We start from the raw sequence: 23,965 nt of genomic DNA, 5'->3' as shown, positions 1-23,965 counted from the left end.
CTAAAAAATGATCACATGAGGGGTGTTTTATCATGAAAGAAAAACTCGTATTAGTGGGGAACGGTATGGCCGGCATTCGAAGCCTTGAAAACATTTTAAAAACAGACGGCGAACGTTTCGACATGACGGTATTTGGGACTGAACCGCATCCTAACTATAACCGAATTCTTTTATCGAAAGTGCTTCAAGGGGATACGAAGGTCGAAGATATTACGTTAAACGATTGGAACTGGTATCAAAAGCATGATATTCAACTGTTTACAAACGAGACCATAGTGAAGATCGATACAGAGAACCAAACAGTCACCAGTGATCAAGGACGGACCGTGCATTATGACCGATTGATTTTAGCAACAGGGTCACTTCCATTCATCCTTCCAATTCCAGGGAGTGATAAAAAAGGCGTGACGGCTTTTCGTACATTGCAAGACACTGAGGAAATGGTCAATGCCTCTACTATGTACAAAAAAGCAGCAGTCATCGGAGGCGGACTCCTTGGGCTTGAAGCAGCACGCGGTCTATTAAACTTAGGCATGGAAGTGAATGTCATCCACCTCAGCTCTCATTTAATGGAACGCCAGCTAGACCCTATTGCAGGCCAGCTTCTTCAAAAAGCATTAGAAGAACAGGGGATGAAATTCCTGTTAGGAAAACAGACAAATGAGATTTTAGGAGATACAAGAGTAGAAGGATTATCATTTTCAGACGGCACTACACTTGAGACAGACCTAGTCGTCATGGCTGCGGGAATTAAACCAAGTAAAATGCTTGCAGAAATAAGCGGGCTTGAAGTGAACCGTGGGATTATCGTCAATGATTTTATGGAAACAAGTGTCCCGGGCATTTATGCCGTCGGAGAATGTGTGGAACACAGGGGACAAACGTACGGATTAGTTGCTCCTTTATACGATCAAGCGACTGTACTTGCCAAGCATGTATGCGGCTTGAACCCTGCTCCATATGAAGGCTCTGTTCTGTCAACACAGCTGAAAGTATCAGGAGTTGATGTATTTTCAGCTGGTGATTTTATTGAAAACGATGAGAAAAAAGCGATTAAAATTTTTGACGAACAAAAAGGCATCTATCAAAAACTCGTCTTCCAGCAAAACCGATTAGTAGGCGCCGTCATGTTTGGAGAAACAAGCGACGGACCTCGTTTATTCTCGTACATTAAAGAAGGAATAGATATGTCGGATATGGAGAAGGTATCTGTCTTAACCTCCAATGATCCGGCGCAAGAAAGCACGATTGACAGCATGGCAAACGACCATATCGTTTGCGGCTGTAATGGCGTGTCAAAAGGGCAGATTGTGGAAGCCATTCAGAAAGAAGGCTTAACAACGTTTCAGGAAGTCAAGCAATGTACAAGTGCCTCACGATCTTGCGGAGGCTGTCAGCCTGTTGTCGAAGAGATTCTTTGGCATACGCTAGGTGAGGATGCAAGCCGGACAGCCCAAAAAGAAACCATCTGCGCCTGCACTACCCTTTCACGAGATGAAGTCATTCATGAAATCAAAGAGAAAGGGCTGCAGCATGTCAAAGAAGTGATGAATGTACTTGACTGGAATACAGAAGAGGGCTGTTCAAAATGCCGCCCTGCACTGAATTATTATTTAGGCATGCTTCATCCACTTGAATACAAAGATGAAAAGAGCTCACGTTTTGTAAATGAACGCATGCACGCCAATATTCAAAACGATGGCACCTATTCAGTTGTTCCGCGAATGTACGGCGGCGTCACCAATGCAAATGACTTGAGAAAAATAGCCGATGTCGTCGACAAATATGAAATACCGCTTGTGAAAATGACTGGCGGTCAGCGTATTGATCTTCTAGGTGTCAAAAAAGAAGATTTACCTAAAGTGTGGGCGGATCTAGATATGCCATCGGGTTATGCATATGGAAAATCTTTAAGAACAGTTAAAACATGTGTTGGAGAACAATTTTGCAGGTTCGGCACGCAGGACTCCATGGCTCTTGGAATTGCACTTGAGAAGAAATTTGAAGGTCTTGCGACACCGCATAAAGTAAAAATGGCCGTCTCTGCTTGTCCGAGAAACTGTGCAGAGTCCGGAATTAAAGACCTCGGTATTGTGGGGATAGATGGGGGGTTTGAATTGTACGCCGGCGGAAATGGCGGCACACACCTGCGGGCTGGAGATTTATTAATGAAGGTCAGTACAGCAGAAGAAGTAGAGCAAATGGCCGCAGCATACCTGCAATATTACAGAGAAACGGCAAATTATTTAGAAAGAACCTCTGCTTGGGTTGAGCGACTTGGGTTAGATCATATTCAATCAGTACTCCTGGATGATGAAAAACGAGCAGCCTTAATCGAAAGAATGGACATTGCGCTTTCAACATATGAAGAGCCTTGGCAGGAGCTTCGCGAGAGTCAAAAAGACACGAGACAATTATTTCAAAAAGCGACGGCTTCCGTATAAATCAATTGAAGGGATGAGATCATATGACAGTTTCAGTTGTTAAAGTTCACATTGGCACCCTATCAGATTTTCCGCTACAGCTAGGTAAAACAGTTGAAGCCGGTACACTTGAATTAGCTGTTTTTCAAACCTCTAATAAGCAGTTCAAAGCCATTGAAAATCGCTGTCCTCATAAAGGCGGCGTTCTGGCTGAAGGCATGGTCAGCGGGAATCACGTTTTCTGCCCAATGCATGATTGGAAAATTGATCTTTCATCAGGAAACGTGCAAGCACCAGATCACGGATGCGTTAAAACATATGAAACATTCGTTGAAGGGGACAATGTCTTTATTTTATTGCCTTCATAAATGGTTTAGATCCTTCCTTTCATGTATATGCTGTATATAAATGCAGCAAGAAAGGAAGGAATTTTTGTGCCGTTCGTTAATATTTTGATTGAACTCTTAATCGGATTTTTCGCTTTATTTTTTATTACAAAATTATTAGGGAAAACACAATTTGCACAAATCACACCGTTTGATTTTATTTCTGCACTAATTTTAGGCGAAATGGTCGGAAACGCCATTTTTGACCCAGAAGTCAGGATTCAGCACATTTTATTTGCTGTTGCGGTATGGGGCGTACTTATTTATACAGTTGAATGGCTTTCACAGCGCTTTAAATCCATTCGCGCTTTTTTAGAAGGAAGACCTACTCTTGTGATTGATAAGGGGAAGATTCACTACAATCGGTTAAAGAAGAATATGCTTGATATCAATCAGCTGCAGACACTGGTTCGCGCAAAAGGCCATTTTGCACTGAATGAAATTGAATATGCCATTTTGGAAACGGACGGTTCTGTCAGTGTTCTTCCGAAAATGAAATACGCGCCAGCCACAGCAGAAGATGTGAACGTGAAGGGAAAAGAAGTGAAATTGCCTAGAACATTTATTATTGACGGCGAAATCTTAAAAGATGATTTACAAGAAGCCGGCTTTGATGAATCCTGGCTGAATAAGCAATTAAAAAAGCAGCATATTTCCTCTTATCGAGACGTTCTATTTTGTGAATGGGTTGAAAATGAAGGGATTTATGCGATGCAATATGAAAAGTCTAAAAAAACATCCACAACATAAAAACGTGGGTGTTTTTTTGTGCGTGTATGGAATAGGATCAAAAAGAATGTTTGGTGAAAACGTTCACAAAATGAGGAGGAGATATGTGATGAAATATAGAAACGTATGGATTGTTATGGTCTTGTCTTTCTTTCTTTTTGACTTCGCTTCACTTCAAGCAGCAGAAGCCGGGCATAACCGCGTCCTTGTCGTTGATCAAAAGGGAAGCGGGACATACCGCACCGTTCAGTCTGCCATTGATGCGATTCCAGCAAACAATCAACAACCGGCAACGATCTATATTAAAAATGGCGTATATAAAGAAAAAATTTTGCTTCCGCAAAATAAACCACACGTATCCTTTATTGGCGAAAACCAGCACAAGACGATCCTTACGTATGATGATACAAATGCAAGCACTGGGAGTACAACAAACAGCTCAAGCACAATGATTCGTGCAAACGATTTTTATGCAGAAAATATCACCTTTCAAAATACAGCTGGCAGACATGCTGGTCAGGCAGTTGCGCTGTATGTGTCTGGCGACCGGGCTGTGTTCAAACAAATACGCGTGTTAGGCTATCAAGATACACTTTATGCAACAGGCACAGGGCGGCAATATTATGAAAACTGCTATATTGAGGGCACGGTTGATTTTATTTTTGGATCAGCCACAGCTGTGTTTAAAAGAGCTGAAATAAAAAGCCTTGGAAATGGGTATATTACTGCAGCATCCACAACAGAAGCGCAAAGGTACGGCTATGTATTCATGGACTCTACGCTGAAAAAGGGGACGGCAGCTGCGCAATCGGTTTATTTAGGACGTCCGTGGAGACCTCATTCGGCTGTAACATTCCTTCATACAAAAATGGATGATCATGTGAAAGCAGAGGGATGGCATAACTGGGATAACCGTGACAATGAAAGAACGGCCAGATATAAAGAATTTGGATCGACAGGAGCGGGAAGCAGTCCAGCAAACCGCGTAAAATGGTCAACCATTTTAACCCAAAATGAAGCAAGTCAAATCACGGTTCAGGCTGTTCTTCGCGGAACCGATGGCTGGAATCCAGAAAAGAGGTAAGGGGCTTGTCAGTTTTCGTCAAAGAAAGCTGACTTTTCTGTTTAAAAAACCTTTGAGAACAAACGTTCTTTTGTGTATAATGAACATATTCTTCTAAAATTGGCTGCAACAAAAAGGAGGGATTGCGTGAAGCGTTTTTCACAGCTCATGTTTTTACAAATATGTATCCTGTCGATTTTATTTCTCCCTTTTTCAGCGAAAGATGAACAACTCAAAGCTCGTGACGATTCACTTCAATGGATGACAGCTTTAGACGAATTCATACGAACAGCACCTGATTTAGAGGGCGCGATCTCTGGCATCAGCGTCCGCGATACTTCTGACACCTCTCTTCTTTATGAACATCAAGCCGATATTCGTCTTACTCCTGCTTCTAATATGAAACTGCTCACATCAGCCATCGCACTTGATATACTTGGAGAAACACACACATTCCCTACAGACATCTGGATGGATGGTTCCATTCAAAAGAAAACGCTACATGGCAGCCTTTATCTTCGCGGCACCGGCGATCCGGCTTTATTAGAGGAGGATTTTGCAGCACTTGCCAAACAAGTCAAAAAGGCCGGAATACATACCATTCGCGGGCAGCTTGCGGCAGATGACACTTGGTTTGATGACACGAGATACTCCATTGACCTGCCTTGGAGTGATGAGGATCAATATTACGGGGCACAAATTTCTGCTCTCACGGCTTCACCGAATCAAGATTATGATGCAGGGACCGTGATTCTCGAAGTAAAACCAGGAAAAAAAGCAGGACAGAAAGCCGCATATGATATGATCCCAAAGACGGATGTCGCTCAAGTCATCAATCAAGTGAAAACAGTTCCAGAAGGTGAAAAAAAGAAAATCTCTTTTAAGCGCTCTCACGGAACCAACAAGATTACGTTGACTGGGACTATTCCGGTTAAAGCGAGCTCATCTAAACAATGGGTAGCTTTATGGGATCCGTCCGTCTATGCTTTAGACTTAATGAAACGAGCGTTAAAGGCGGAAGGGATTCAAGTAAAGGGACCGCTGAAATCAAAACAAGTTCCTAAAAAAGCCAAAAAAATTGCCTCCCATACATCGATGCCATTATCTGAGCTGCTTGTTCCTATGATGAAATTAAGCAACAATACCCATGCAGAAATTTTGCTAAAGGAACTAGGGAAAAAAGTGAAGAACAAAGGGAGCTTTGAAGCTGGGCTGGACGTCATGAATGAACGGCTTCCTGCGTTTGGCATCGATCCTTCGCTTGCAGTGCTGCGTGACGGATCGGGGATATCACCTATTAACCTTGTCTCCGCTAACCAGTTCACTTTATTTTTGACAAACATTCAAAAGGAAAAATGGTTTAAAACCTATGAACATGCGCTCCCTTTAGCAGGGGCAAGTGAACGAATGGTAGGGGGAACGTTAAGGAACAGATTGAAGGAACCAGCTACACTAGAAAAAGTACGTGCAAAAACAGGGTCGTTAACAACGGTCAGCACACTTTCTGGATATATTGACACGCAGGGCGGGAAAACGCTCGCTTTTTCCATCTTATTAAATCACCTTGTTGATGACGAAAATGGGAAAGAGATAGAAGACCGTATTGTCAGCATACTAGCTGAGAATCTTTAGATTTAGAGAGAGAAGGAGAACCATCATGACGTTAGATAATAATCAATCTTTAGTAAAAACCATGTCCATTTTTCTCATCCCGCTTTTGCTAAGTAATATTTTGCAATCGATCGGACAATTAGTGTCTATTGTTCTTGTCGGAAGATGGATTGGAGAGGATGCAGTAGCTGCCATTTCTGCATTCTTTCCGCTTTTCTTTTTACTCGTTTCTTTTTCCATTGGAATTGGATCGGGAAGCTCGATCCTTATTGGACAAGCGTATGGAGCAAAAAATGAACAGAAATTAAAAGAAATTATTGGCACAACGCTTTCATTCACTTTTTTGATCGGAGTATCTTTAGCGATCATTGGAGGTTTTTTCGCAACAGACATCTTAAACCTTATGAGAACACCCGCCAATATCGTGGAGGAAAGTGCGGGCTATGCTAGAATTCTATTCATCTCAATGCCGATCTTATTTCTTTATTTTGTTTATACGACCTTCTTGCGAGGGACAGGGGATTCGAAAACGCCATTTTATTTCTTAATGATTAGTACTGCAACGAATATTTTGATGCTGCCCATTTTATTATTTGGATGGCTGGGACTGCCAGCGTTCGGCTTATACGGCGCTGCGTATGCTTCTGTGATTTCAACAATTGTGACATTTATCATTCTACACATCTACTTATATAAGACAAAGCACCCGCTTCGCATTGATGCATCGGTGAGAAAGCATTTATTGATGAAAGGGGATCTATTAAAAACGTTATTAAAGCTCAGTATCCCATCAAGCATTAATATGATCCTCATTTCTTTATCAGAAATTGCCGTTATTTCTTTCGTCAACGATTATGGATCACAGGCGACAGCTGCCTATGGTGTTGTCAATCAAGTTGTGAGTTATGTGCAGATGCCGGCAGTGAGCCTTGGCATTGCGGTCTCGATCTTTGCAGCTCAATTCATTGGCGCAGGAAATATGAATCGACTGAAAGATGTCATTAAAATTGGGTTAGGTCTTAACTTTGCCATAGGCGGATGTATCATTATTTTCGTTTATATTTTTGCACCGCAGATTTTATCTATCTTTTTAACAGATCCTAAGACGATAGACATTGCCTATAGTTTGGTCGTCATTACATTATGGAGCTATCTCATTTTTGGAACGGCCCAAATTGTTGCAGCCACAATGAGAGCAAGCGGGACGGTTCTTTGGCCGACGATCTTTAGTATTTGTTCCATTTGGCTTGTAGAAGTACCAGTCGCTTATGTGCTATCACACTATACATCCCTTGGCATTAAAGGAATATGGATTGGCTACCCTGCAGCTTTCTTTGTAAACTTACTCCTCCAATACAGCTACTATCAGCTCGTATGGAAGAAAAAACAAATTGTAGCGCTTGTTCAATCATAATGTAAAGGGTTAAAGCAGCATATACATACGAAGATCTCTCACTTTAAGGAGGCCGGATCTTCTATGTTTTTGAATCAAAGAAGTGAACTGAGCTCGTACAATATCGGTGACTTTTCTTATGCCGGACCAGATTTCCAAGTGCTGACGTGGGGGGAAGGAACGACATTAAATATTGGGAAGTTTTGTTCCATCGCAAACGAAGTGAAAATTTTTCTAGGCGGGGAACACCGTACAGATTGGGTCACAACGTATCCGTTTAATCAAATTTTCAAAGAAGCTGCCGACATTAAAGGACATCCCAAATCGAAGGGAGATGTTCATATTGGACATGACGTATGGATTGGATATGGTGCGACGATTATGTCAGGAGTATGTATAGGAAACGGGGCCGTGATCGGGGCAAATAGTGTGATCACAAAAGATGTGCCGCCATATGCAATTGCCGCAGGAAATCCCCAGCAGCTCATGAAATATCGATTTTCATCCGAAATAATCGAAAAACTGCAGTTATTAGAATGGTGGAATTTAGAGTTTTCAATCATCCAATCTATTTTTCATCTTTTGCAATCGTATGATATTGAACAGTGTATAAATGTAATAGAAGACATAAAAAAGAAAGGCTGAAAAAGCCTTTCTTTTTTTAGTTTAGCTAAGACGTATGATGGTCAAGGCTGCTCCAGCAGCACCACCTCCGCTAACTAAAATAGCTGTGACAACCGCCCCAAAAAACTGCAGTGAGATGGTATTACCAGCTGTTAAATTAACAATAACAGTGTTGTTGATTAATGAAGTTGAGATAACAGGTGATTGAACAGAACCAGAAATAGTAGTTGTTCCATTTAAAAGCAAACGTGTATTAATCAAAAGAGCTGTAGTGGTGTTGATTTGATACGTAATATAATATTTACCAGTTTGCAGAACGGTAAAAACAGTACTAGTGCCGTTTGCTGTAAAACCAGTAATGTTTTGAAAGTTTGGCAAAGGAATATTCGTTCCTCCTGCTACAGTAACGATGGTAGGGCCAGAACTATTAGCAGCATAAAGTGCTGTATCTGTAAAACCACCTGTTCCAGTAGCCCCAGTGACACCTGTCACGCCAGTAGGACCTGTTGGTCCAGTAATACCCGTGGCCCCGGTAGCTCCAGTGATGCCGGTGGCACCAGTAGGTCCAGTTGATCCAGTGATCCCCGTCACACCAGTAGGACCTGTTGGTCCAGTAATACCAGTGACACCAGTAGGACCTGTTGGTCCAGTAATACCAGTGACACCAGTAGGTCCAGTTGAACCAGTGATCCCCGTAGCGCCGGTAGAGCCAGTTGATCCAGTAATCCCCGTGGCACCAGTAGGACCGGTAGATCCAGTGATACCCGTCACACCAGTAGGACCGGTAGATCCGGTAATACCGGTGGCACCCGTAGGACCAGTTGATCCAGTGATGCCCGTGGCCCCTGTATCACCAGTAGCTCCGGTAATCCCTGTCGCACCAGTAGGACCTGTTGGTCCAGTAATACCAGTAACACCAGTAGGACCGGTAGATCCGGTTGAACCGGTGATCCCCGTGGTCCCGGTAGGTCCAGTTGAACCGGTGATACCAGTGGCACCAGTAGGACCTGTTGAACCAGTGATGCCCGTGGCGCCAGTAGGACCAGTAGCTCCAGTGATACCCGTCACACCAGTAGGACCTGTTGGTCCAGTAATACCAGTGACACCAGTAGGACCGGTAGATCCGGTTGAACCGGTGATCCCCGTGGCACCGGTAGGTCCAGTTGAACCGGTGATGCCCGTGGCACCAGTAGGTCCAGTTGAACCGGTGATGCCCGTGGCACCAGTAGGTCCAGTTGAACCAGTGATGCCCGTGGCGCCAGTAGGACCAGTAGCTCCAGTAATACCAGTGGCACCCGTAGGACCGGTAGATCCAGTGATACCCGTGGTCCCGGTAGGTCCAGTTGAACCGGTGATACCAGTGGCACCAGTAGGTCCAGTTGAACCAGTGATGCCCGTGGCGCCAGTAGGACCAGTAGCTCCAGTAATACCAGTGACACCAGTAGGACCGGTAGATCCGGTAATACCGGTGGCACCCGTAGGTCCAGTTGAACCAGTGATCCCCGTAGCGCCGGTAGAGCCAGTTGAACCGGTGATGCCCGTGGCACCAGTAGGTCCAGTAGATCCAGTGATACCCGTGGTCCCGGTAGGTCCAGTTGAACCGGTGATACCAGTGGCACCAGTAGGACCTGTTGAACCAGTGATGCCCGTGGCGCCAGTAGGACCAGTAGCTCCAGTGATACCCGTCACACCAGTAGGACCTGTTGGTCCAGTAATACCAGTGACACCAGTAGGACCGGTAGATCCGGTTGAACCGGTGATGCCCGTGGCACCGGTAGGTCCAGTTGAACCGGTGATGCCCGTGGCACCAGTAGGTCCAGTTGAACCAGTGATGCCCGTGGCGCCAGTAGGACCAGTAGCTCCAGTAATACCAGTGGCACCCGTAGGACCGGTAGATCCAGTGATACCCGTGGTCCCGGTAGGTCCAGTTGAACCGGTGATACCAGTGGCACCAGTAGGTCCAGTTGAACCAGTGATCCCCGTAGCGCCGGTAGAGCCAGTTGATCCAGTAATACCTGTCGCACCAGTAGGTCCGGTAGGTCCAGTGATCCCCGTGGTCCCGGTAGGTCCAGTTGAACCGGTGATACCAGTGGCACCAGTAGGACCGGTAGATCCGGTAATACCGGTGGCACCCGTAGGACCAGTTGATCCAGTGATCCCCGTAGCGCCGGTAGAGCCAGTTGATCCAGTAATACCTGTCGCACCAGTAGGTCCGGTAGGTCCAGTGATCCCCGTGGTCCCGGTAGGTCCAGTTGAACCGGTGATACCAGTGGCACCAGTAGGACCGGTAGATCCGGTAATACCGGTGGCACCCGTAGGACCAGTTGATCCAGTGATCCCCGTAGCGCCGGTAGAGCCAGTTGATCCAGTAATACCTGTCGCACCAGTAGGCCCAGTAGCTCCAGTGATACCCGTCACACCAGTAGGACCTGTTGGTCCAGTAATACCAGTGACACCAGTAGGACCGGTAGATCCGGTTGAACCGGTGATGCCCGTGGCACCGGTAGGTCCAGTTGAACCGGTGATGCCCGTGGCACCAGTAGGTCCAGTTGAACCAGTGATGCCCGTGGCGCCAGTAGGACCGGTAGATCCGGTAATACCGGTGGCACCAGTAGGTCCAGTTGATCCAGTGATGCCCGTGGCCCCGGTAGGTCCGGTAGGTCCAGTAATACCAGTGACACCAGTAGGACCGGTTGAACCGGTGATGCCCGTCACACCAGTAGGACCAGTTGGTCCAGTGATGCCCGTGGCCCCTGTATCACCAGTAGCTCCGGTAATCCCGGTGGCACCAGTAGGACCAGTGACACCAGTAGGACCGGTAGATCCAGTAATCCCTGTCGCACCCGTAGGTCCAGTTGAACCAGTGATCCCCGTAGCGCCGGTAGAGCCAGTTGATCCAGTAATCCCTGTCGCACCCGTAGGTCCGGTAGGTCCAGTGATCCCCGTGGTCCCGGTAGGTCCAGTTGAACCGGTGATCCCCGTGGCACCCGTAGGTCCAGTTGAACCAGTGATGCCCGTGGCGCCAGTAGGACCAGTAGCTCCAGTGATACCCGTCACACCAGTAGGACCTGTTGGTCCAGTAATACCAGTAACACCAGTAGGACCGGTAGATCCGGTTGAACCGGTGATGCCCGTGGCACCGGTAGGTCCGGTAGGTCCAGTGATACCCGTCACACCAGTAGGACCAGTTGGTCCAGTAATACCAGTGCCACCAGTAGGACCGGTAGATCCGGTTGAACCGGTGATGCCCGTGGCACCAGTAGGACCAGTTGGTCCAGTGATGCCCGTGGCACCTGTATCACCAGTAGCTCCGGTAATCCCTGTCGCACCCGTAGGTCCAGTTGAACCAGTGATCCCCGTAGCGCCGGTAGAGCCAGTTGATCCAGTAATCCCTGTCGCACCAGTAGGTCCGGTAGCTCCAGTGATCCCCGTGGTCCCGGTAGGTCCAGTTGAACCAGTGATGCCCGTGGCACCGGTAGGTCCGGTAGGTCCAGTGATACCCGTCACACCAGTAGGACCAGTTGGTCCAGTAATACCAGTGCCACCAGTAGGACCGGTAGATCCGGTTGAACCGGTGATGCCCGTGGCACCAGTAGGACCAGTTGGTCCAGTGATGCCCGTGGCACCTGTATCACCAGTAGCTCCGGTAATACCGGTGGCACCCGTAGGACCTGTTGATCCAGTGATGCCCGTGGCACCAGTAGGTCCAGTTGAACCAGTGATCCCCGTAGCGCCGGTAGAGCCAGTTGATCCAGTAATACCTGTCGCACCAGTAGGTCCGGTAGGTCCAGTGATCCCCGTGGTCCCGGTAGGTCCAGTTGAACCGGTGATACCAGTGGCACCAGTAGGACCGGTAGATCCGGTAATACCGGTGGCACCCGTAGGACCAGTTGATCCAGTGATCCCCGTAGCGCCGGTAGAGCCAGTTGATCCAGTAATACCTGTCGCACCAGTAGGTCCGGTAGGTCCAGTGATCCCCGTGGTCCCGGTAGGTCCAGTTGAACCGGTGATACCAGTGGCACCAGTAGGACCGGTAGATCCGGTAATACCGGTGGCACCCGTAGGACCTGTTGATCCAGTGATCCCCGTAGCGCCGGTAGAGCCAGTTGATCCAGTAATACCTGTCGCACCAGTAGGCCCAGTAGCTCCAGTGATACCCGTCACACCAGTAGGACCTGTTGGTCCAGTAATACCAGTGACACCAGTAGGACCGGTAGATCCGGTTGAACCGGTGATGCCCGTGGCACCGGTAGGTCCAGTTGAACCGGTGATGCCCGTGGCACCAGTAGGTCCAGTTGAACCAGTGATGCCCGTGGCGCCAGTAGGACCGGTAGATCCGGTAATACCGGTGGCACCAGTAGGTCCAGTTGATCCAGTGATGCCCGTGGCCCCGGTAGGTCCGGTAGGTCCAGTAATACCAGTGACACCAGTAGGACCGGTTGAACCGGTGATGCCCGTCACACCAGTAGGACCAGTTGGTCCAGTGATGCCCGTGGCCCCTGTATCACCAGTAGCTCCGGTAATCCCGGTGGCACCAGTAGGACCAGTTGATCCAGTGATACCCGTCACACCAGTAGGACCAGTTGGTCCAGTGATGCCCGTGGCCCCTGTATCACCAGTAGCTCCGGTAATCCCTGTCGCACCAGTAGGTCCAGTAGAACCAGTGATGCCCGTGGCGCCAGTAGGACCAGTAGCTCCAGTAATCCCCGTGGCACCAGTAGGACCGGTAGATCCGGTAATACCGGTGGCACCAGTAGGTCCAGTTGAACCAGTGATGCCCGTCGCCCCTGTATCACCAGTAGCTCCAGTAGAACCAGTGATGCCCGTCGCCCCTGTATCACCAGTAGCTCCAGTAATCCCCGTGGCACCAGTAGGACCAGTGACACCAGTAGGACCGGTAGATCCAGTAATCCCTGTCGCACCCGTAGGTCCAGTTGAACCAGTGATCCCCGTAGCGCCGGTAGAGCCAGTTGATCCAGTAATCCCTGTCGCACCCGTAGGTCCGGTAGGTCCAGTGATCCCCGTGGTCCCGGTAGGTCCAGTTGAACCGGTGATCCCCGTGGCACCCGTAGGTCCAGTTGAACCAGTGATGCCCGTGGCGCCAGTAGGACCAGTAGCTCCAGTGATACCCGTCACACCAGTAGGACCTGTTGGTCCAGTAATACCAGTAACACCAGTAGGACCGGTAGATCCGGTTGAACCGGTGATGCCCGTGGCACCGGTAGGTCCGGTAGGTCCAGTGATACCCGTCACACCAGTAGGACCAGTTGGTCCAGTAATACCAGTGCCACCAGTAGGACCGGTAGATCCGGTTGAACCGGTGATGCCCGTGGCACCAGTAGGACCAGTTGGTCCAGTGATGCCCGTGGCACCTGTATCACCAGTAGCTCCGGTAATCCCTGTCGCACCCGTAGGTCCAGTTGAACCAGTGATCCCCGTAGCGCCGGTAGAGCCAGTTGATCCAGTAATCCCTGTCGCACCAGTAGGTCCGGTAGCTCCAGTGATCCCCGTGGTCCCGGTAGGTCCAGTTGAACCAGTGATGCCCGTGGCACCGGTAGGTCCGGTAGGTCCAGTGATACCCGTCACACCAGTAGGACCAGTTGGTCCAGTAATACCAGTGCCACCAGTAGGACCGGTAGATCCGGTTGAACCGGTGATGCCCGTGGCACCAGTAGGACCAGTTGGTCCAGTGATGCCCGTGGCACCTGTATCACCAGTAGCTCCGGTAATACCGGTGGCACCCGTAGGACCTGTTGATCCAGTGATGCCCGTGGCACCAGTAGGTCCAGTTGAACCGGTGATCCCCGTGGCACCAGTAGGTCCAGTAGAACCAGTGATGCCCGTGGCGCCAGTAGGACCAGTAGCTCCAGTAATCCCCGTGGCACCAGTAGGACCGGTAGATCCGGTAATACCGGTGGCACCAGTAGGTCCAGTAGAACCAGTGATGCCCGTCGCCCCTGTATCACCAGTAGCTCCAGTAATCCCCGTGGCACCAGTAGGACCGGTAGATCCGGTAATCCCCGTGGCGCCAGTAGGACCGGTAGATCCAGTAATCCCCGTGGCGCCAGTAGGACCGGTAGCTCCAGTGATACCCGTCACACCAGTAGGACCTGTTGGTCCAGTGATGCCCGTGGCCCCTGTATCACCAGTAGATCCGGTAATCCCTGTCGCACCCGTAGGACCCGTAGCTCCAGTAATCCCCGTGGCACCCGTAGGACCTGTTGGTCCAGTAATACCAGTGCCACCAGTAGGACCGGTAGATCCGGTAATACCCGTAGCGCCTGCAGGCCCAGTTTCACCTGGTGCTGCTAAAAGTGTGTAATCTGACGACGTATCTGGCGTACCTGAAGGTGGTGCAGAATCCACTATATACGTACCACCACCATAAGTGACCACTTGCCCTACTGAATATGTTGTTGCCATAACAGGATCATAGGCTTCAACACCACTTAATCCGATCCCAGTAGGCCCCGTAGGCCCAGTTTCTCCAGAAGCAGCCAAAAGGGTATAGTCGGGGGAGAGTCCAGGTATTCCTGATGGAGCGTCAACATTGGCAATGTAAGTACTGCCATTAAACGTGACCACTTGCCCTGCATCGTAATCTTGTGATTGTGAGGGATCAAAAGGAAGAGCGCCGGTTAACCCGCCAGCGGGTCCAGTAGGTCCGGTTGGTCCAGGGGGACCTGCTGGGCCTGCCGGGCCTCTTGGTCCAGCTCTTTGATTTGGTTTTGATTGTTTTATTCCTTTTGCAATCTGGCAAGGTTGATTCCCTTGAGATATCTTTTGTGTTGGATATTCTTGTTTAATGAATGGACAGTCTCTTTTTCGAGGACGGTCATGACGTGATCTTTTGTAATGAGGCTGTTCATGGTATTTACCGCAAAAGGGACATTTGTGTTCGAATTGATTGTACAAATTGCCCATCTCCTAGAATTGATATTTCATTCTATGTGCAAATTTTCAAATTGGAAGTAAAACCTAGGAAATCATCATTTCGAAAATCATCGAATCAAATCATTTAAATCTTTCATGGATTTGTGTTATGGTGTTGAAAGTATAAAATAGTATGATTTTTGACAGAAATGGGGACATCATTTATGAGTCAATCAGTTTTACAAGGCAAAGCCTATTCCGTTTTAAATTTATCCTCAGTGACAGAAGGAGGTACCATTAAAGAATCTTTTGATCGTAGTATGGATTTAGCAAAGAAGGCGGAGAAGTGGGGCTATCATAGATACTGGCTGGCAGAACACCATAACATGGAAGGGGTAGCGAGCTCTGCAACGTCTGTTTTAATTGGATATATTGCGGGAGGAACCGAAAAAATTCGAGTAGGATCTGGCGGGATTATGCTGCCAAACCACTCTTCACTTGTCATTGCCGAACAATTTGGCACACTTGAGACATTGTATCCAGGGAGAATTGATTTAGGTCTTGGCAGAGCACCAGGGACGGATCAGTTAACAGCAAGAGCGCTTAGACGTAATCTTCATAACGGAGAAGATTTCCCAGAGCAGCTTGAAGAACTTCGTCAATATTTCAAGCCGACCGGTCAGGTTAAAAAACATGTAAGAGCTGTTCCAGGAGAAGGTCTGGACATTCCGATTTGGCTCCTTGGTTCAAGTGGTTTTAGCGCCAGACTCGCAGGAGAACTTGGATTACCATTTGCCTTTGCAGCACATTTCTCACCTAAAAATACAATTCCCGCGTTAGAGTTGTACAGACAGTCATTTAGACCTTCTGATGTATTAAAAGAGCCTTATGCCATGGTCGGTGTGACGGTTTTTGCTGCAGATCAAACAGAACGGGCTGAATACTTGGCAACCTCTCATTATCAGCGGTTTTTAAGTCTCATTCGCAACACACCAGGAAAACTGAAGGCGCCTGTCGACAGCATGGACGGTCTTTGGAGTCCATATGAAAAGGCGATGGTGGATGAACAATTAAGCTCGACTATCATTGGGGATAAAGAAAAGGTGAAAACAGAATTAGAAGCCTTTATAGAAGCTACTCAAGCAGATGAAGTGATGATTAATTCTGATATGTTCGATCATCAAGAAAGAATGCGTTCGTATGAAATCATCGGAGAGATCTTTCAAGAGGCACAAGAAAAATAAACATAAAAAAAGAACTGCACAGAGCAGTTCTTTTTTATTTAAGCTTTTGTAAAAATGCGAAATGGTTGTCCGATTGGCAGAACAATACGGCCAAAATGTGTATTAAGGACAACAGCTGCAGAACCATAAAATGAAAGCAGGGAAATAATCAATTCTGCAATACCAGCCATGGTATGAGTCACATCGTACATCACACCAAAAGTGCTAAGGGAAAGACCAATGAATAAGAAATCAATAAAGACGAAAATCAAAAATAATACTTTATGTGTTTCCATTGCACCAATCGTCATAAACAAGCTGAAAATCAAATAACCAATAAACGCAAAACCTAACTGTTTTGGATCTGCTGCTCCCGCAAGCGTTTTCCCAAAAACGCCGGCTTGAATGAGCCAAGTTGTTCCAACGCCCATCCAGAAAAGACCGAATGCGCCAAAAGCAGTGGCTCCAAAAATATTATGATGCTTTGAATCTTGTATGGACGCGATCAGCTGCGCGATTCCTCCAAGGAAGATAGCCCAAGGTAAAATAAGGGAAGTGCCATCTGTGATTCCTAGTTTTTGTGAGGACGCAACGAGCGTCACCATTGCTAAACCAAACAAACCAAGTGGTGTTGGGTCTGCAATTGATAATCGAATTGCTTGAACATTCTGTTTTTCCATAATGACCTCCTACAATTTGCACTTACAAAAGATACTCGAATTCGATAGAAACGTCAAGCTCTTTTTTAGTAGACACTTGCATCGTCTTCCAAATAAATCTATATTTAATACATATCAAATGTGATAGAAAAAGAGGGATAAAATGAGGAAGGGCTTATCTGGAAAAACGATTGCCATTTGTGGTACGAGAAAAACAGAAGAAATGCGTACACTTGTCGAAAAGCAAGGGGGACAAGCCGTTATTCGTTCTCTTCAAGGAACCGTATTTTTAGCCAAAGAGGAATTAAAGCCAGGCATAGAAACCTTTGTGAAACAAGGGGCCGACTGGGTGATCTTGACAACAGGCATCGGTACAGATACATTGATTGAGAGTGCAGAAGAGCTGCAGCTTGGTAAAGAATTTATGAACATTCTATCAAATGCCCATATTGCTTCAAGAGGGTACAAAACCTTTGCTGCTTTGAAAAAACGCGGAATTCAGCCTGAGGTCTCTGATGAAGACGGTACAGTTCGTGACTTGATTTCAAAGCTTGAAGACAAGGAATTTCAAGGCAAACGTGTGATGGTGCAGCTTCATGGTGAAAATGCACCAGCTCTCATTCAGTTTTTACATGAAAAAGGGGCAGATGTTTTGCCGCTTTTACCATATCAGCACACACCTCCTGAACCAGAGGCAGCTGAAACGCTGCTGAAAGAAATGAAAGATGGACAAGTTCATGCCGTTTGTTTTACAACCGCTGTCCAAGTTCACGCCTTTTTCAAACTAGCTGCAGAATGGGGAAGAAAAGAAGAATTGCAAGCATTATTCGAGCAGCACGTGCTTGCAGTAGCAGTCGGGAAAGTCACTGCTGAAGCTTTAAAAGAAGAGGGAATAGACCGAATTCTTGCCCCGTCACTTGAGAGAATGGGTGCAATGATAATAGAGCTATCTCGATATATGGAAAAACAATCAGCACACTCATAAAAAAACGCCTTTCACCAGATCAGTGAAAGGCGTTTTGGTTAGATTGTCCGTTTTCGATTCGTCCGAATTTTTTTGAGTACAAAGTAGAGAACAATCAGGACAATGGCAATGACCATAATAGGGGTTGTATAAGCATGAGCAACACTTTGAATATGATCCCATTTTGTCCCAAGCTGCATGCCAAGATAGATAAATAAGATAGACCAAGGGATGGCAGCTAATCCTGTCAAGAAAACGAATTTCAAAAAAGGCATCTTGGCAATACCCGCTGGAATCGAGATGGCATGACGGACAACAGGGATAAAGCGGGCGGTAAAGACTACACCGGTTCCATACCGGTCAAACCAGCGCTCTGCAGTCGCGATATGATGTTCATGGATGAACAAATACTTTCCATACTTTGTTAAAAAAGGTCTTCCGCCGTACAGACCGATCCAGTAAATAAAACACTGGGCGAGCGTACCACCGATGACGCCGGCAATCACAGCTCCTACAAAACCAATTGTGCCTGTTGACACCATATATCCGCCATAGGCAAGTACAATTTCACTCGGAATGATTTCAATCATCAGCCCTAGTGCTACACCTACATAACCAAGGCTTGTCAGCCAGGTTAAAATTTCATTAAAAAAGGTTCCCATTCATTTCACTCTGCCTTTAAATACGATTTTTCTTCAAGTATCCTTATAAGAGCCTATGCTTGTTTTGCTTTTCTCATGAGTATGCTTTCTATATATGCCAGGATGGCTTGCGGCTCATACAGACACCACTGAACCTGCCTTTTTCATCAAGTCTATGTTAAAAAGCTCTCGTCTAGCAGATTTTATCATACCATATTTGCCGGCATTTAGACGATCTACTTGCTATGTGAAAAATAGTCACCATAAAAGAATAGGCTGCATCCGTTTTTTCAGCAGAACATGATATAATTTGCTAGATGAAACGAACGGGTGGTGCACAAACATGTATCTAACAATTGCAGAAACAGCTGAATACTTGGAAGTATCAGAAACGTATATTAAAAAATTAATCCAGCAAAAAAAGATCCGTTACGTATTTGACGGGGAATCTTATCTTATTTATCAAGGGCAGTTTCAAACCCATTTAAAGCAGCTCGAACAATATAAAGAGCTCGTCCAAGAGATCTTAAATGAACCGATTCCGGAAGACCCCGATGTAAAGGATGAAGATTAGAATATGTCATTTTTTCAATTGATTCAACATGGATCAATGTAGAAAGAATAATCTTTATATTAACTTATGCTCAAATGGTTTCCGCTCTTTCTCGAATGACAATCATTAGCAGTAAAAGGAAGTGAAAATGGTGGGGACAACTACTTTATGTGAAGCCTGTCAAAAAAACGAAATGAATGTTGTAGAAGCGTCTGATGAACCGAAACAGCCTTATCACTTAGCCGTTCTCCATTCTCCTAATCAATTTTTACTGCACGATGATTTTTATGGAGAGGATGGACAGGCTTTCCAATCAGAGAAGAACGTCATCGTCACCAAAAGTGAGAAAGCACCAACATTACACGTCGTTAGATGATTTGGCGTCTTTAATAGACTTTTCAATTACTAGATGGTTTCTTGAGGATGATGTCATCGATGCGCTGAAACAGCACGACCGGCAAAAAATCTTGGATTCTGTTCATAGTAGGTTTTATGAAACGGAGCATGCCGAAGTGAAATCACGAATGTTAGAAATCGCAGCTGATGTTCTAGGTACAGTTGCCGCTGAATGGGTAAGGGAACTTTTGGATCAGGCGGACGAAGAATTCCTTTATCCGCTTTCGTGGGCAGCAGCCAGCTGTTTGCCAGAAGATGAGGGATTACACCATATATTGAAAAAAATGAAATCGATCAGTGAAAAAGAATTGCCGTTAGAGGCTTTTATTTGCCTGCACCGTTTCCGTTCTCACAAAATATTGGATTGGATGGAGTCAAATTGCACCCATTTTCACGATCAGTGGGGAAGGCTGGCAGCCGTCAGCTGTCCAACCTGGGAAAGAATGAAATCTTGGCTAAACAAAGGAAGGCCTTTCAGCTTCATTGCACTAGATACAATGGCAAACTGTGCAAAAGGGAATGGACCGGCTCTTGTGGAACAATTTTCACCTAAAATCCTTAAAACTGATAAAAATGAAGTAGAGAAGATTTTACATGATGTTAATCAAAAAGATCAGGTTCCACGAGTGAAAATGAAAGTGTCCAATATCTTGGAGAACAAACAAGACATATTTGAATAAGCCTTTTTATTGGCTGACTCCCGTTTGAACAATTTTCATGCGGCATTTCACTTTTACATCCGCATCAGGATAAATGTCTTGCCATTTTTCTGGTGTCATTGCCTTGTCTTTTGATCTATACCTAAGGCCCAGTCCAAGCGGGTCTATGTTTTGCTTTTTAAAGGATTGTACAAGATCTTCTCCTTGCTGAGTGATACGTTTTTCAACTTCTTTTTCGACTTGGTCCAATATATTCGGTTTATCAATTTTTTTGGACTTCATGAATTCTTTTAATTCGCCTTTTAGTTTGATATCAATCGTGATATGAGGCTTTTTTGTTAGGTTTTTCGTCGGTTTGATCTGGTAAGACACATGTGATTTGATATTTTCAATGACAACATGAGTCTTTGCTCGATCATGCAATTGAAACTCATAGATGCCATTTTTATGATTTTCAATCATCGCTTTAAATGTGAACGTGTCTTCTCCTGGAATATGACCCACCATTTTTTCTTGATCAAATAGAGCAACGCCCGAGACCTTGATGGCATTGCTTGTTCTTTCAATGTAAGGGAGATAAGCATCGACCCCTTTTGCCATCATCTGATTCATAAAAATATGCTGATTTGTGACCGGCTCATTGCCATTTCGCATATTTTGCGTTAACAAATCAGAGAGATATACACCTATATTTAAGTTCGTTTGATTCATTTTTGTGTATAATAATTCTTCGACTTCTCCGCCAACAATCGCAAACACTTGGCGTGAACCAATAATAGGATCACGATAAATGTAATTCATTAAATCGATCATGCCGACTTCTTTTGCTAACTTTTCACTGACTAAAATAACGAGCACCTGGCCCATAACCACCGGAAAAGGCGATTTTTCTGACACGAGAAATTGGATATTACTAATCGTGTTTGACTTTGCACTTAATATTTGATAGCTGCCTTGCTCTTCACTTTTAAAGACGGGAAAGACAAAAAAGCCCTTCATTTCGCCATCTTCCATTAAATCAAATCCTGCCGCCTGAGAGATATTTAATTCATCTAATAGCCGGGGCTGTGCACAGCTAGTTAACAAAAGACTAAACAACATAAGACCTATGAGTACATACTGTTTCATGTTCGTTTTTTCACCCACCTTTTTTTCAGCATCAGTCCAATGACCATACAGACAATCAATCCATAGATCAGAATGAATCCGCTATATTCCACCCATTGATTAAAGGTTTCAAAAGAAGTTGCACCGGCAAAAAACGAAAACATGATCAGAATGAGAATGCTGAGACCGATTAAATTGACGCGCTGGCTTGTATGAAATACTTGTTTCGCCATTCGGCTCGCAGCCCATAATGGAATCGCGATATTTGGAATAATAAGAAGCAGCCAAAGAGACACTTCAATAAATTCAAAGCGCTGAATGAAGGGAAGTTTCACAATGCTTGTTAACGTCAATGTTGGCCATTTTGTTAATTTAAGCTGAGCACTCGAATAATACGCAATGGATACGAGAAAGACAAGTAAATTTAAGCATGTCGTGAATAATGCTCCCATGTGGGCAAATTTTTGTGACGTTTGTGCTTTTTTAATAAAGGGATAATAGACAAGCAGCGTTCCAAAACCAAACATGGGTAAGGAGGCATCTTTGAGACCCATTACCAGCTGCGAGAATGTATGATCAAACATTGGAAACATAAAGCGAATGTGACTATATTTCATGACGTAAAAGCAAATAAACGTCATCCAATATGTGAGTATAATGCTAAAAAACGCCCATCCTGCAATGGTTCTAAAGCCGCCGGTATGAATGTAATACACTAGCACAAGCAGTACAGCAGCAAACAAAAAACCCGGAATTTCTTTAAACAGCCACACATGGATTACATCCATATAATGGACGAGGACAGTAAGCGACAAACATGAAAAGTATAAGATGTAGAGAATATTGAATAATTGCCCAATCCATTTACCAAATACGAATTTTGTAATATGAACAAATTCATCCGAAGGAGCCTTTTTAAACATCAAGTAAATCAGAAAGATCATCACATTGACACTGATGCCAGAAATTAGAATGGCGATCCATCCGTCATTATTCATGGAACGGACAAGGTTCGTTTGAAAGTTTAAAATGCCGACACCTACTTGATTGGCATTAATGAGAAAAAACACAAAAAAAGGGGATACTTGAAATTTCTCTTTGACAGAAGAAGAGCTCATGCCTTCACTTCCTTATTCATAAAAATCATTTTTCCCCTTGCGGCCTTGCTTCGGCTTAGAGCGATGGATGGTTTCATTTTGCGGACGTAAATTTTCCGGCCTTTTGTTCAAAAAACGGAGCTGAGGACGAATCAAACTGCCCTTTAAATCAGCAAGGCGCATTGGAAAAATAGGCTCTAAATACGGCCGGCCAATTGAAGTTAATTTCATTAAATGGGTGAGCAGAAAAGATCCCATCACAGCAATACCTAATGCGCCCCAAACCTGTGCTGCAACTAAAAAAGGAAATCTCAGCAGCCGAATGGTACTGCCCATTTTGTATATAGGCGTGACAAATGAGGCGAGAGCAGACAGGGCAACAATAATGAGTAAAATATTGCTCGTTAAGCCTGCTGCTACAGCAGCCTGTCCAATGACAATCCCTCCAACAATCCCGAGCGTCTGACCGACTTTAGCTGGGAGCCTTGAACCTGCTTCTCTTAGTAATTCAATCGAAATCTCTAAAAATAGTGCCTCAATGATCGGAGGAAATGGCACAAGATAGCGCGAGGAGACAATGGTTTCTAATAAATCCTTTGGGATCAGTTCATAATGAAAGGTTAAAACGGCGACATATAAAGGTGTCGCAAAAATGGAAAATATCACAGCAAATATGCGTAACAGCCTAAAGCAAGAAGCCGCAATCCATGACATATTGTAGTCTTCCATCGTGGAAAAATACTCAAGTAAAATAGTTGGGGCAAGCAAGACATGAGGCGAACCATCCACTAATATGGCAATTTTCCCTTCTGATAAGCCTGAAGACACGCGGTCGGGTCTTTCTGTATTCAAAAACAACGGAAAGATCGTATTGGATACATCATAAAGCATTTGAGCGAGGTAATTCGCATCTAAAATCTGATCATAATTAACGTCCTCAATTCGCTGAAGAACCGTTTCGATGTTTTCCGGGTTGGCGATTTCTTCAATATATAACACGGCTACTTTTGTTTGAGACAGCGTACCAACCGTCTTTTCCTCAACTTTCAGGTTAGGCGTCGGCAGCCGCCGCCTGACCAAATTTAAATTGGTATCTAAAACCTCCACAAATGCTTCCTGAGCACTGATAATGCCAAATTCAATCTCAGGCGGACCTACTTGTCTGCCTTTCTTTTCTTCAATCGGCAAAAGAAGCGTTTTGCCCCAGTCTGTCTCAAGTCTAATGGCAATGCTGCCCCGGTGAAGGGCTTCTTCCACTTTTTGAAGATCGCTCGTGATGACAGCCTGCTCAATGGGAATTCGTTCTTTCAGCTCTTCAAGAGTGGGTGTCAGGTGCAGTTGTTTGAGGGAGGGGAGGATTTGTTCATGTAGAAGATGTCCATTAATTAACGAACGAAAAAAGGAAATCCTATACAGGAAATCTCCATTTCGAGACAGCTCATTTGTAAAATCAGCAGAACGTGATAATGCTTCAAATACTGAATTTGAGTCCTTGTGTTGTTTGTTTTTCTTCAGCATTTGAACCAGCTCCTTCGGCGATTTGCCTCTATTATCTAACCAATTG

General features: G+C 45.4%; 18 protein-coding genes. 12 read left to right on the top strand and 6 right to left on the bottom strand.

Annotated elements, in window-relative coordinates; translation table 11 throughout:
• Positions 1-32 precede the first annotated feature (32 nt).
• From nirB to AAYR28_RS09385, 7 genes are all read left to right on the top strand, one after another.
• Positions 33-2,444, top strand: coding sequence for a nitrite reductase large subunit NirB (gene nirB / locus AAYR28_RS09415; RefSeq protein WP_080943454.1), 2,412 nt, complete (start codon positions 33-35; stop codon positions 2,442-2,444).
• A 23-nt stretch (positions 2,445-2,467) separates the two neighbouring features.
• The gene (gene nirD, locus AAYR28_RS09410; protein WP_024422642.1) at positions 2,468-2,791 is read left to right on the top strand and encodes a nitrite reductase small subunit NirD; all 324 of its coding nucleotides are present in this window, start codon (positions 2,468-2,470) and stop codon (positions 2,789-2,791) included.
• Between the two features lie 66 nt (positions 2,792-2,857).
• Positions 2,858-3,559, top strand: a complete 702-nt coding sequence (locus AAYR28_RS09405; RefSeq protein WP_101676952.1) for a DUF421 domain-containing protein — start codon at positions 2,858-2,860, stop codon at positions 3,557-3,559.
• 88 nt (positions 3,560-3,647) lie between these two features.
• Entirely contained in the window at positions 3,648-4,622 is a 975-nt protein-coding gene (locus AAYR28_RS09400) for a pectinesterase family protein (protein ID WP_034280701.1), read from the top strand.
• 126 nt (positions 4,623-4,748) lie between these two features.
• Positions 4,749-6,233, top strand: a complete 1,485-nt coding sequence (gene dacB, locus AAYR28_RS09395) for a D-alanyl-D-alanine carboxypeptidase/D-alanyl-D-alanine endopeptidase (protein ID WP_120208055.1) — start codon at positions 4,749-4,751, stop codon at positions 6,231-6,233.
• 25 nt (positions 6,234-6,258) lie between these two features.
• A complete protein-coding gene (locus AAYR28_RS09390) occupies positions 6,259-7,626 on the top strand; it encodes an MATE family efflux transporter (protein ID WP_120208053.1) in 1,368 nt (455 codons plus the stop codon).
• Positions 7,627-7,689: 63 nt separating this feature from the next.
• Positions 7,690-8,250 (top strand): CatB-related O-acetyltransferase, encoded by a 561-nt coding sequence (locus tag AAYR28_RS09385; protein ID WP_024428380.1) that lies wholly within the window; start codon positions 7,690-7,692, stop codon positions 8,248-8,250.
• Between the two features lie 21 nt (positions 8,251-8,271).
• Here AAYR28_RS09385 and AAYR28_RS09380 read toward each other — a convergent pair whose 3' ends face one another.
• The gene (locus AAYR28_RS09380; protein WP_427846922.1) at positions 8,272-15,144 is read right to left on the bottom strand and encodes a hypothetical protein; all 6,873 of its coding nucleotides are present in this window, start codon (positions 15,142-15,144) and stop codon (positions 8,272-8,274) included.
• A 182-nt stretch (positions 15,145-15,326) separates the two neighbouring features.
• Here AAYR28_RS09380 and AAYR28_RS09375 point away from each other — a divergent pair, with 182 nt between their 5' ends.
• Positions 15,327-16,346 carry an LLM class flavin-dependent oxidoreductase gene (locus AAYR28_RS09375; protein WP_024427753.1) on the top strand — a complete coding sequence of 340 codons (1,020 nt, stop codon included), beginning with the start codon at positions 15,327-15,329 and terminating at the stop codon, positions 16,344-16,346.
• 38 nt (positions 16,347-16,384) lie between these two features.
• Here AAYR28_RS09375 and AAYR28_RS09370 read toward each other — a convergent pair whose 3' ends face one another.
• Positions 16,385-17,005, bottom strand: a complete 621-nt coding sequence (locus tag AAYR28_RS09370) for an acetate uptake transporter (RefSeq protein ID WP_024425703.1) — start codon at positions 17,003-17,005, stop codon at positions 16,385-16,387.
• 142 nt (positions 17,006-17,147) lie between these two features.
• On the opposite strand from AAYR28_RS09370, the gene AAYR28_RS09365 reads away from it, so the two are divergent.
• Positions 17,148-17,969, top strand: a complete 822-nt coding sequence (locus AAYR28_RS09365) for a uroporphyrinogen-III synthase (protein ID WP_101676655.1) — start codon at positions 17,148-17,150, stop codon at positions 17,967-17,969.
• 38 nt (positions 17,970-18,007) lie between these two features.
• Here AAYR28_RS09365 and AAYR28_RS09360 read toward each other — a convergent pair whose 3' ends face one another.
• Positions 18,008-18,610 (bottom strand): DedA family protein, encoded by a 603-nt coding sequence (locus tag AAYR28_RS09360; protein WP_034284052.1) that lies wholly within the window; start codon positions 18,608-18,610, stop codon positions 18,008-18,010.
• Between the two features lie 322 nt (positions 18,611-18,932).
• Here AAYR28_RS09360 and AAYR28_RS09355 point away from each other — a divergent pair, with 322 nt between their 5' ends.
• The 3 genes from AAYR28_RS09355 to AAYR28_RS09345 all read left to right on the top strand — a co-directional run bounded on the left by AAYR28_RS09355 (position 18,933) and on the right by AAYR28_RS09345 (position 20,218).
• A complete protein-coding gene (locus AAYR28_RS09355) occupies positions 18,933-19,163 on the top strand; it encodes an excisionase family DNA-binding protein (RefSeq protein ID WP_120206895.1) in 231 nt (76 codons plus the stop codon).
• A gap of 130 nt (positions 19,164-19,293) precedes the next feature.
• The gene (locus AAYR28_RS09350) at positions 19,294-19,518 is read left to right on the top strand and encodes a hypothetical protein (RefSeq protein ID WP_259455872.1); all 225 of its coding nucleotides are present in this window, start codon (positions 19,294-19,296) and stop codon (positions 19,516-19,518) included.
• Positions 19,519-19,654: 136 nt separating this feature from the next.
• Positions 19,655-20,218, top strand: coding sequence for a hypothetical protein (locus AAYR28_RS09345; protein WP_259455873.1), 564 nt, complete (start codon positions 19,655-19,657; stop codon positions 20,216-20,218).
• A gap of 6 nt (positions 20,219-20,224) precedes the next feature.
• Here AAYR28_RS09345 and AAYR28_RS09340 read toward each other — a convergent pair whose 3' ends face one another.
• Genes AAYR28_RS09340 through AAYR28_RS09330 form a run of 3 tightly spaced genes read right to left on the bottom strand, consistent with a single transcriptional unit; the run spans position 20,225 to position 23,919 of the window.
• Entirely contained in the window at positions 20,225-21,325 is a 1,101-nt protein-coding gene (locus AAYR28_RS09340) for a Ger(x)C family spore germination protein (protein ID WP_081124484.1), read from the bottom strand.
• A complete protein-coding gene (locus AAYR28_RS09335; protein WP_061109567.1) occupies positions 21,322-22,422 on the bottom strand; it encodes a GerAB/ArcD/ProY family transporter in 1,101 nt (366 codons plus the stop codon). The genes AAYR28_RS09340 and AAYR28_RS09335 overlap by 4 nt, the downstream gene beginning before the upstream one ends.
• Before the next feature lie 12 nt (positions 22,423-22,434).
• On the bottom strand, positions 22,435-23,919 hold the full coding sequence (locus AAYR28_RS09330; RefSeq protein ID WP_345808981.1) for a spore germination protein: 1,485 nt from the start codon (positions 23,917-23,919) through the stop codon (positions 22,435-22,437).
• Positions 23,920-23,965: the final 46 nt, after the last annotated feature.

This window comes from Bacillus safensis (genome assembly GCF_039619585.1).
Lineage (GTDB): Bacteria > Bacillota > Bacilli > Bacillales > Bacillaceae > Bacillus > Bacillus safensis.
Note: the sequence above shows the minus strand (reverse complement) of the source record. Positions and strands in the feature narration are given on the sequence as shown.

Excerpts from the sequence above, each read along its gene's own strand:
- nirB (WP_080943454.1), top strand. The coding sequence starts at position 33 with ATGAAAGAAAAACTCGTATTAGTGGGGAACGGTATGGCCGGCATTCGA.
- nirD (WP_024422642.1), top strand. The coding sequence starts at position 2,468 with ATGACAGTTTCAGTTGTTAAAGTTCACATTGGCACCCTATCAGATTTT.
- AAYR28_RS09400 (WP_034280701.1), top strand. The coding sequence starts at position 3,648 with ATGAAATATAGAAACGTATGGATTGTTATGGTCTTGTCTTTCTTTCTT.
- AAYR28_RS09390 (WP_120208053.1), top strand. The coding sequence starts at position 6,259 with ATGACGTTAGATAATAATCAATCTTTAGTAAAAACCATGTCCATTTTT.
- AAYR28_RS09385 (WP_024428380.1), top strand. The coding sequence starts at position 7,690 with ATGTTTTTGAATCAAAGAAGTGAACTGAGCTCGTACAATATCGGTGAC.
- AAYR28_RS09375 (WP_024427753.1), top strand. The coding sequence starts at position 15,327 with ATGAGTCAATCAGTTTTACAAGGCAAAGCCTATTCCGTTTTAAATTTA.
- AAYR28_RS09370 (WP_024425703.1), bottom strand. The coding sequence starts at position 17,005 with ATGGAAAAACAGAATGTTCAAGCAATTCGATTATCAATTGCAGACCCA.
- AAYR28_RS09365 (WP_101676655.1), top strand. The coding sequence starts at position 17,148 with ATGAGGAAGGGCTTATCTGGAAAAACGATTGCCATTTGTGGTACGAGA.
- AAYR28_RS09360 (WP_034284052.1), bottom strand. The coding sequence starts at position 18,610 with ATGGGAACCTTTTTTAATGAAATTTTAACCTGGCTGACAAGCCTTGGT.
- AAYR28_RS09355 (WP_120206895.1), top strand. The coding sequence starts at position 18,933 with ATGTATCTAACAATTGCAGAAACAGCTGAATACTTGGAAGTATCAGAA.
- AAYR28_RS09340 (WP_081124484.1), bottom strand. The coding sequence starts at position 21,325 with ATGAAACAGTATGTACTCATAGGTCTTATGTTGTTTAGTCTTTTGTTA.
- AAYR28_RS09335 (WP_061109567.1), bottom strand. The coding sequence starts at position 22,422 with ATGAGCTCTTCTTCTGTCAAAGAGAAATTTCAAGTATCCCCTTTTTTT.
- AAYR28_RS09330 (WP_345808981.1), bottom strand. The coding sequence starts at position 23,919 with ATGCTGAAGAAAAACAAACAACACAAGGACTCAAATTCAGTATTTGAA.